3 protein-coding genes are annotated in these 3,419 nt (G+C 52.6%); 1 reads left to right on the top strand and 2 read right to left on the bottom strand.

The window, feature by feature from the left end; all coding sequences use genetic code 11:
* Window positions 1-1,152: 1,152 nt before the first annotated feature.
* The gene (locus L1280_RS15610) at window positions 1,153-1,926 is read right to left on the bottom strand and encodes a hypothetical protein (protein ID WP_253583327.1); all 774 of its coding nucleotides are present in this window, start codon (window positions 1,924-1,926) and stop codon (window positions 1,153-1,155) included.
* A gap of 300 nt (window positions 1,927-2,226) precedes the next feature.
* On the opposite strand from L1280_RS15610, the gene L1280_RS15615 reads away from it, so the two are divergent.
* Window positions 2,227-2,742 (top strand): hypothetical protein, encoded by a 516-nt coding sequence (locus L1280_RS15615; protein WP_253583328.1) that lies wholly within the window; start codon window positions 2,227-2,229, stop codon window positions 2,740-2,742.
* Here the strand turns inward: L1280_RS15615 and L1280_RS15620 are convergent.
* Entirely contained in the window at window positions 2,736-3,206 is a 471-nt protein-coding gene (locus L1280_RS15620; protein WP_253583329.1) for a hypothetical protein, read from the bottom strand. The two genes, L1280_RS15615 and L1280_RS15620, sit on opposite strands and share 7 nt — an antisense overlap.
* Between the last annotated feature and the right edge of the window lie 213 nt (window positions 3,207-3,419).

Below are 3,419 nucleotides of genomic sequence, written 5' to 3' on the forward strand. Positions count from 1 at the left end.
TAATTGCTTCACTTAGGTGAACTATTTACAGGCTGGACCTACCCCCCCTGCCCCTGGTGGTCCTGTGATGACCCCTGCCCCCCTGCTGCTGCCCCTGCTCCGGCTGCTGGCTTAGATCACAGGTCGGCTGTGATTCCGCCTGTGAATCCAGTTCAGGTGACCCCCTGGGGCAGATTCCGCCACAGACCTAGTTAAATTCAGACGGCTCCTAACACAGACGATCTAGTGTAACTAGATTGTTGAGTCTACCTTAGTAGATAAAACAATACCCCCTGCCGTAGAAGTTCTACGATCACAGGGGGGTGAAATGGTTATTTTCACAGCGGATTAGCTGTTATTTAGTGGGTTATCTGGAATGTAGGAATTATAGAACTACATGTAGTTAACTAGAACCAGAAGTAGTAGTTACTAAAACCGTATCACAATCAATCAGACATGATAGAACTGGTAACGGCCATAGAACAATTCATTCTGAATGTACTTCAGGTATTGAATAGCTTCCAGGATGTGACCCTTCTTCAATGCTGTGATTACGTCTGCTTCAGTTCCAGACTTAGGAGTAATATTCCTGGGTTGTATGTGGGGCAGATGCTTACTGAGACTCATATAGACATTCCTCACAGTCTCAGACGCCCCTACACTGTCGTTACGTTCTGTTCTGACCTTTGCAGTCTTAAGTAATGACCTGACGACTTCTGTGTCATGCCCGAATAGTCTTATATTGTTCATGTTGAATGCTCCTGTGATGAATTAATGATCTTATTCCATACTTCTATGTAGTTATATGTGTAACAGCGGATGCGCCGCCGGAGGCAGGCGCAGACGCCCTAGTCTGCCCTGTAGGACTGTAGTTTCTAGGGTGCGGGGGTTTGGGGGCGGCAGCCCCCATTAACTACTGCCTGTCTGGAGTAGGTGTGCCTATGCTAGTCGCATTATGAAGTCTAGTTTTTAATATGACCCTTTGAGTCTACCACAATCTTGCATATTTGTCAAGTACTATTCAGGGCAGTATGCAGTAGCCCATGCTCCGGCTGTGATTCCTGCCCTGTGAAACTAGGTCACACAGTAGAGGTAAACATGCCCCTAGAAGCTCACAGGAGGGTCGGCAGTAGGCTTGTAATTATTTCTGAGGGGTAATGCCTACCCCCGGTATTAGTTATTAATTACAGGTTGCTGGAATTGTTCGTACAGGCCGCATTCTTTCAGCCTGTGAACTAGCAGGGCACCTGGCTTCTTGAGTCCTTTCCATTCCTGTATGTCCACTGCCAGCCGGGTTAGGGCGTTCTGAAGGCGATACAACCCGCCTTCCCCCCTGTGATCGCTGTCAATCGCCCGCCACAGTACCCAGCGCCAGAAATTCAGGTTGCTGTGGTCGCCATAGCCAGCAGCTAGCGCCTGGGCGTATCGGTCCACAGCCTCAGCCCTGCGCCTGGGATGCGTCTCAGACAGTATTTCCAGGCTGTAAACGTAGTCCTGGGTCTGGCCTTTACAGTCATCTTTAACGGGTGATTCTGTGATTCCGGGTCTAACGGCCCAGCTTTTCAGGTTTTGCAGTTCCACCCGCTGTTTTTCCTTATTGGAGTGACTGTTAACCCCCCTGAGCTTCTGAAGGAAGGCCCAGGCCGTCCGGGTGCCACTGGCTATGTCGTCGCCCAGGTTGCGCCACTGATGCCGGAGGTCGTCATACCGGAGTCTGGCCCTGTGCCCAGGCTTCAGGCTCACAGCGAACAGGGTGCCGTCCTTCCTGGCTAGCCCCCCATAGGCGCTGGTGTGACCCCTGGAGGCCACTAGGCCCAGGCTGTGCAGGGTTGCTAGGTGTTTGTAGAAGGTCACCCGGCTGACGCCCAGGTGGGCTGCTAGCAGTTCGACCGACTGGTGCAGGACCACCTGTGATGCCTGGAGACTGTGGCCCCTGGCCTGAATCACATGGACGCCCAGGCTGTGCAGGGTTCGGTAGATCGCCTGTGCAGTCGCCTGTAAGGGCTGCTGGAGGCCGTCTAGAACGGTATCGGGTGTGAGGGTAGGGGCGGTGAGTCGGACAGCTACGGTTGCAGGAATGGTGTGTGGCACCTTGTACGCCTTCCCCAGAGGCGTCTACACTTATGGCCTCACTGTCCAGGTGGGCCGGGGTGTTTGCGCCTCCGGTCTTTTTTTGTGCCCGGAACGTACCACACCGCCCCTGCTAATTTCTCTGGCACTGTGCTGGCACCAGTAGTACGCTAAGGCATGTACAGGAAGCTTGCTGTCCTAGGGATAATCACCCTATCCAGCTACTCATTGGCTGACCCAATCCCTGCCAATTTAAGAGACTTCAAAGCATCTGACATATGCGAAGAACCGCTCATCGAAGTTAGTATTGATGGTAGAACTGATAAGGTATTACAAGACGGAGTAATAGCACAAATCATAAGACAAGATAGGCTATTTGAAACTAAATTTTTTCAAAGCGAAAACGACTGCAATACCTTATTCAGAATGTATTTCAATATTCTTACCGTTGAGAATGCGGCAGGAACTCTTATTGGGTACGCTTATTCATTAGATCTGGAGATACAACCTTTGTTGGCAAACAAGATGACCGACATGCTGAATAGAGAATTCAGAGTGGCCGCACCAATCATCTACGACAATGGATCCATAGGAGCGACGGGGCCTTTAAGGTCACAGCTTGAGGCAGTAGTAATCAATTCGGCTGAGGCTAGGTTCCAAGACTTTGTAATTGATTGGCGCAAATTTCACTGAAGGATGCCCAGTCTAGTTAGAACTTCCACAGTCGCAGGCTTCAGTGTGCGGCTGGTGCCCTGGCCTGTGAGCTTCCACCGGCCCTGGTGGTCCTGCTGAATCACAGCGCCCTGGCGCATGGCTTCCACAATGACCATGTGATGCGCCTGGAGGTCGTCTGGAACGGTGCCCAGGGTCAGTGGGGAATTAATAGCGATTTCAGCACCCCTGCTAGACCCCTCAGCAGCTCCAGCCCTGGCCTTCCTGGGCTTCCTGTGGCCCTGTAGACCCTGCCCTGCCTCCTGCTGCCAGACCTGGGTAAGAAGCTGGCCCAGCTCCGCTGCTGTGAACCCCTTCAGCCAGTCATGGACCTGGGCGGATGCCCTGACCCTTACAGGCCTACTGACTTCTCCAGGCTCCAGGGGAATGACCCCCAGCTTTTCAGGGTGTGGTCGAAGTCCCCTGTATCTGCCCTGCTTATGCATGGGCACAGGCTAGCAGTGTGTTACCCATAGTCGCCCCAGTTACGCACTGTCACAGGCCCATGTGATGCCCTGCTGTGTGTAACGCACTGTCAGGATTTGACCTAATCACAGTTAGTTCTAATTGCTTCACTTAGGTGAACTATTTACAGGCTGGACCTACCCCCCCTGCCCCTGGTGGTCCTGTGATGACCCCTGCCCCCCTGCTGCTGCCCC

The sequence above is a fragment of the Deinococcus sp. HSC-46F16 genome (assembly GCF_024171495.1).
GTDB lineage: Bacteria > Deinococcota > Deinococci > Deinococcales > Deinococcaceae > Deinococcus.

Coding starts and splice junctions, on each gene's coding strand:
- L1280_RS15615 (WP_253583328.1), top strand. CDS start 2,227: ATGTACAGGAAGCTTGCTGTCCTAGGGATAATCACCCTATCCAGCTAC.
- L1280_RS15620 (WP_253583329.1), bottom strand. CDS start 3,206: ATGCATAAGCAGGGCAGATACAGGGGACTTCGACCACACCCTGAAAAG.